This window comes from Polaribacter sp. PL03, assembly GCF_033875165.1.
GTDB lineage: Bacteria > Bacteroidota > Bacteroidia > Flavobacteriales > Flavobacteriaceae > Polaribacter.
Genome location: NZ_JAWZSV010000015.1, coordinates 1 through 6466 on the forward strand (window position 1 = coordinate 1; position 6466 = coordinate 6466).

The following is a 6466-nucleotide window of genomic DNA, read 5'->3' on the forward strand; positions in this document are numbered from 1 at the left end:
AAAAAATTGCTTAAATTTATGCCTAATCAAAGCTTTTTGCTTTTTTAAAAATGCTTCTAATTTTCCGGTGGAAAATTTGCCGCATTTTTAAATCGCAAAAATTTTTATACCAAAACGTTGTGTACAATTAAATCCAAAAAATGAGTCTCAGTTCAAATACACTAATCCATCTTACCAATGAAAAAGAAGCTTTAATCGGAATTCTGAAAGAAGGATTTAAAATAAAATATTGCCTTGAACATTTAACAACAATAAAAGGAACCGTTAATGCTGCATACCCAATTGTTAGTTTCAGTGATATACCTCTTTCTCAATTAGGCGCACAGATAGATTCATATGGAAATTACGGAATTGGATTAAAAAAAGGTTGGGCTAAAGAAAATGGCCTTAATCCAGTATTATATCTGGACGATAATTCATCACTAGGAGCAACAATCAGAACTGAATTTAGAGAAATGGTAGTTAGCTCAGAAAAAGGCGAATTAGATAATAAATTTAAAGAAATTGCTGTTGAGATACTTGGTTATTGTAAAAACTATGAAGGTAAATTAAATACCAAAAAAGTAAAAATTGAAAAATATAGATTTTCAGATGAAAGAGAGTGGAGATATTTAGCTAATAAAGAAGAGCTTGAAAATAACCCTAGTATGATTGTAGGTAAAGATTACAATACAACAGAAAAAAAAGATAAAGCTAACAGTAAAATAAAAGATATAAAGCTGAACTTTAAAGCGGAAGATATAAACTACATATTTGTTCAAAATGAAAATGAAATTGAAGAAATAATAAATATAATTAGAGCATATAATTCTAACCAACCATTCAAAAATGTTGAAAGATTAATATCAAGAATATTGACCACCGATCAAATTAAAACTGATATATAAAACTGTACACAACACCGTATAAACTTTATTGCTGGTTTTAGCTCACTTAGGAAATTCCTCCGGAATTTCGCCGTTCGTGTTTTATTTATTAAATTCACTGCTTAAAACACGCAACAAAGCTTATACATCAACGTTGTAAAAAACTTGCTAAAAGTATAATTTAAGAACAAAAGTCATTTTAAAATACATTTGGCTTTAAAAGTCTGAAAAGTAAAAGGCGGAAAAAACGTTTGAGAAAATCGGTTTTGAAACACTCTCTCGCGAATCAAAATTTTGAAAGGTTTTTATTGGTTTTGGGAATTTTAAGAATGTAAAATAGTTGTTTAAGCTCTGAGTTTTAAAACGCTAAAAAAAAGGAAAAGTTTGCGGAATTTAACCTGTTTGAAAATATCTGAAAACTTGAAACTTATTTTACTATTTGAAACTAAAACCGCTGAATTGACAAAGTGTTATGTAAAAGTCAGAGAAATTCGTTTTTAAAGACAAATTCAGAAAGGCTGAGAGATTTCTAAGAGTAAAATAAAGGTTTACTCATGTTCTGAATTAAAAACTTATGAAAACGCTGAAAAATCAAAATTGCGGAATTTCCTCAGAAACTCAATAAAAAGAGAAAAAAGAAATAGGAATTTTATAACTTATAAAGTGGAAATTAAACACGCATTTTACAACACCTTGTATAAAAAATAGCTAAATTAGTGCCTAAGTAAAGTTTGTTGCTTTTCTGTCAACTTCTATTTTCCTGCGGAAAATAGCCGTCGACTTAAAACGCAACTTTCCATACAAAACAACGTTGGCAGTAATAAAAAAATGAAACTAATTCAATTGAAAAAATTATAGAAAAATAATGGTTCTATCTTATTATAAACATAATTAAAATGTTGAAATTATCTATTGCCATATTATCTGCTATTTATTCTGTTTATTTATTTTACAAATTAGTCAAAATTTTGAGTAAATACGAAAACCCTGAAAAAGTTTTTTTTAGTAATAAGAATGACTTTAAGGAAAACACCAATACTTCTCCTGAAGAAAAAATAAATGCTCTTAAATATTTAATAAGGATTTTTATTTTCGTTACAATATCTAGTCTATTATTTACAATAAGCTGTAAGAAAAAACCTGAAAATCTTCTGAATAGAATTGGTGAAGATGCACATTTGGTTGAGAAAAGTAGTTTTGAATTTAAAGATTCAATATCAATTTTAAATTACAATTTAGGAATAACTGAATTGAGAAATAAAAACCTCAAAAAAGCGAAAAAGTATTTTAATAAATCTCTTTTAAGAGAACCTGAAAATTCTTCAATTTTAAATTCTTTAGGAAGTATAGAAGCAAATTTTGAGAATTTTGAAAAGTCTTATGAATATTTTGAAAAATCTCTGAAATTTAATAAAACAAACACTTTGACTTATATGAGTTATGGTGTTGCTTTGAATAAATCTACTGAACAAAAAAAAGCTATAGAAATTTGGGAAAAAGGATTGAATATTGAGAGAAATATTGAAAAAACAGGAATTTTTAATTATAATATTGCGAACGCATTTTACAAACTTGACAATTATAGTGAATCTAAAAAATATAATGATTTAGCTTTGAAAATTGTAACTGACAAAGAAATAAGAAAAGATATAATTGAATTAGAAGAATTGTTGAATAAATGGAAAGATGAATAAAATTACTACTGCCAACACCGTATAAACTTTATTGCTGGTTTTAGCTCACTTGGGAAATTCCTCCGGAATTTCGCCGTTCGTGTTTTATTTACTAAATTCACTGCTTAAACCACGCAACAAACCATATACAACAACGTTACAAACAATTAAAAAAATATGAAGAAAATAACCACTTTAATATTAGTATTTACATGTATAATCTTAAACGGACAAGAAAAGACATCATTTTCAGATTTATTTAGCTTTTCCGCTTCTTATTACAAAGCAAATTTAATTTTAAGAAGTGGAGATACTTTATCAGGAATAGCAAGAATTAACACACAAGAGGAAATCATTTTCAAAAAAAAAGAAAAAGATGAAAAAATTGTATATAATTATAAAACTGTATCAAAAGTAATACTTGAAATAGATGGAGATGAAATAGAGTATATTTATAAAATTATTATTGGTAGAAGAATTAATGGAATTATGTTATTAGAACCTTATGGTGTATTTGGAAAAGATAAATTAAATCTGTTTGTAGACATATCATCTGGAAGCTACAATATGAATGGTTTTCAAGGAAATACAACTAAAACAACCTATTTTATTGGTGAAAATAATAATACTGGTGTAACTCATTTAGGAATTGGGAATACTTATTCAAAAAAGTTTAAGAAAATTGCAAAAGACTATTTTAAGTCTTGTCCTGATTTACTTGAAAAAATAAATAACAAATACTTTAGACGTTATGGAATTAGATCTATAATGGAATATTATGACCAAAATTGCGAAAGATAAAAACTGTTTGTAACACCGTATAAACTTTATTGCCGGTTTTAGCTCACTTAGGAAATTCCTCCGGAATTTCGCCGTTCGTGTTTTATTTACTAAATTCACTGCTTAAATAACGCAACAAAGCTTATACCAAAACGTTGGCTGTAAGCTAAAAAACGAACTCTGAAAACACTTTCAATGATAAAAACAATTGCTGATTTTATTACAAAACTTAAGGAAAATGGAATAGAATTAATTGATAAAGATGGAGATGTAAAACACCCTGGTCTAATTGGGGACATGTATGAAGGACTGACAAATCAAATGTTGAATAAGGCAATCTTTGAAAATCTTGATCTAAAAGTTGTTTCTGGTAAAATAAATAATAATGATGGAGATTTAAGTTCCCAAGTTGATTGCATGATAGTTGTTGGTGAAGGAAAATTAATTCCATTTACTAATAAATATATTTATCATTACAGTCAGGTTATTGCAGTAATTGAGGTTAAAAAAACACTTAACAAACAACAACTTTTTGGCTCATACGATAATCTTAAAAGCATTATTAATGTAAGTCGCAGTCTCGATTCCGAAGTTGAACCGTATGTAATGAGACTTTTTAGAAAATCTTGGCAATTATTAACAAACACCGAACTTCCTGAAAGAGAAAATTTAGATAAATTACCTGAAAAAATGCAATATATCTATCATACACTTTTAATGGAAGCCTATTTCCCTTTGAGAATAGTTCTAGGGTATTTTGGTTATGCAAGTGAATTATCTTTAAGAGATGGTTTTGCAGATATGTTAGATGAAAAAATTGAAAAAAATACTAGAAGAGGCTATGGAATAGGTAGTTTTCCAAATCTTATAATCTGTAGAAACAACTCTTTAATTAAATCAAATGGAATGCCTTTTGCTGTTCCATTCCAAAACAATGAGTTTTATTGGCCAATTCTATTATCATCCAACAAAAACCCTTTATTACATCTTTTAGAATTTATATGGACAAGATTATCATATAAATTTCAACTCTCATCATCTATTTTTGATGATGAATTATCAAACGAATTTGCTCATCAATTTTTAGACTGTAAATTTGATGAAGATGATAAAGGAAATAAAGGTTGGAGTTACAAATATTGCTACTTTTCAAAAGAAGACTTAAATGCTAAAGAACCAGTTGAAAATTGGGAACCAGCTATTATTGATAGAAGTGAGTTTATATTAATCACTGAACTAGGAGATAAAGAAGAATTGTACTTTAAGGACGAAAAGTTTATTAAGTTCTTAGAAACGAATAATATTAATTTAGAAAAAGTTTTAAAAACTCTTAATAATAAAAGATTAGTTTTTCATAATGAAAATTCAGTTAAATTATCCACGATAAAATGCATAACAGTATTTCATGGTGATAAAACTTATGCAGGAGACGATGCAAATGGAATGATGACAAAATGGTTCATGAATAAATTGAAAAAATAGCCTACAGCCAACACCGTATAAACTTTATTGCTGGTTTTAGCTCACTTAGGAAATTCCTCCGGAATTTCTCCGTTCGTGATTTATTTAGTAAATTCACTGCTTAAAACACACAACAAAGCTTATACAACAACGTTAGGCAATATTAAAAACCAACATCCTGAAAACTAAATGGCAAAAAGAAAATCACTAACTAAAAAGACACGATTTGAAGTTTTTAAAAGAGATAAATTCCAATGCCAATATTGTGGAAATACAGCACCAGATGTTGTATTAAATGTTGACCATATTGACCCAGTTACTAATGGAGGAACTAACGAATTAATAAATCTTATCACAAGTTGTTTTGATTGTAATCAAGGAAAAAAAGCTCGACTCTTAAATGATGATACTGTCGTAAAAAAACAGAGAAAACAAATGGAACTAATTCAAGAAAGAAGGGAACAACTTGAATTAATGCTTGAATGGAAAAAATCGCTAACAGAATTTGAAGATGAAAAAGTTACTATGGTTAGTGATTATTGGACTTCAATGATGAATCCGTTTACGCTCAATGAAAATGGATTAAAATCTTTAGAAAAACTAATAAAAAAATTCCCAATTGAGGACATTTTAGAATCAATCGATATTGCTAATAAAAAATATCTTGTATTTGACGAAGAAGGTAAAATAACAAAAGAAAGTGTAGAAGAAGCTTTCAATAAAGTTGGTGGAATTTGTGCTTTGAAGAATATGCCAGAACTAAAGCAAAAAATGGCATACATTAAAGGAATTTGCAGAAATAGATTTTCATATTGGGACAATAGAAAAGGCTCAATAATTTTGAATAATTATGTTAATGCTTTAAAAGGAGCTAATTGGTCAGATGAAAAAATAACTGAAGACCTCGAAAAAGAAGTAATTCCAAAATCTATAGAATCTAAAAACTGGACTCAATGGAGAGAATTATTAGAAAAATGGACAAATGATATTCTAAATTGGGAAAATGAAATTACTCAACCTACAGAAACTGAATTACCCAAAGAGTTCTCATACGAAACTTTGGAAATGCACAATAGTATGTCTTTCTCTGATATCAAAGATGGAATTGAAGTATTAAAGCATATAGGAAAAGTATTTAAAAATTTTGACGAAAAGATATTTGAGAAATCAGTTTATAAAGACCTAAAATCAGCTGTAGAAATTGAAGGAATTGAACAAAAAGAATTTAATCAATTCATTTACAAAAGCGAAACAATTAGTTATTTTAAAGTTCCTGAAGAATTAGAAAATGATGAATTTGGAATGCTTATAAAGTTAAGTATGTTTGCAAATGACGAAATAGAAAACATTCTTAATCAGTTTAATTTTGACAGAACGAGTTATTCCGACAAAGACAAAAGCATTTTAAGATTATTAACAAAAGAAAAGCTAAATAACATTGCCTAACACCGTATATAATTTATTGCTGGCTTCTCGCCTACTTACGAAAGTCCTCGCGGACTTTCGTGGTTGGTAATTATTTACTAAATTAGGTGCTTGAAACACGCAACAAACCATATACAACAACGTTGGCATTCATTGGCGAAACGAACTCAAAACAAAGAAATATTACTTATGAAATACAAAATTGGATTTAGATTAGATTGGCTTGAAATGGTTTTTATTTTAATTATGGTATTTGTTGCT

At 27.9% G+C, this 6466-nt stretch carries 5 protein-coding genes; all 5 read left to right on the forward strand.

Annotated elements, in window-relative coordinates:
• Nucleotides 1–140: 140 nt before the first annotated feature.
• Nucleotides 141–887: an abortive infection system antitoxin AbiGi family protein gene (locus tag SHK09_RS15075; protein WP_319811618.1), complete on the forward strand. Its 747-nt coding sequence runs from the start codon at nucleotides 141–143 to the stop codon at nucleotides 885–887.
• 875 nt (nucleotides 888–1762) lie between these two features.
• Nucleotides 1763–2560 (forward strand): hypothetical protein, encoded by a 798-nt coding sequence (locus tag SHK09_RS15080; RefSeq protein WP_319811619.1) that lies wholly within the window; start codon nucleotides 1763–1765, stop codon nucleotides 2558–2560.
• Between the two features lie 156 nt (nucleotides 2561–2716).
• Nucleotides 2717–3340 carry a hypothetical protein gene (locus tag SHK09_RS15085; RefSeq protein ID WP_319811620.1) on the forward strand — a complete coding sequence of 208 codons (624 nt, stop codon included), beginning with the start codon at nucleotides 2717–2719 and terminating at the stop codon, nucleotides 3338–3340.
• Between the two features lie 174 nt (nucleotides 3341–3514).
• Nucleotides 3515–4801: a DUF6602 domain-containing protein gene (locus SHK09_RS15090; RefSeq protein WP_319811621.1), complete on the forward strand. Its 1287-nt coding sequence runs from the start codon at nucleotides 3515–3517 to the stop codon at nucleotides 4799–4801.
• 168 nt (nucleotides 4802–4969) lie between these two features.
• A complete protein-coding gene (locus tag SHK09_RS15095) occupies nucleotides 4970–6226 on the forward strand; it encodes an HNH endonuclease (RefSeq protein ID WP_319811622.1) in 1257 nt (418 codons plus the stop codon).
• Nucleotides 6227–6466: the final 240 nt, after the last annotated feature.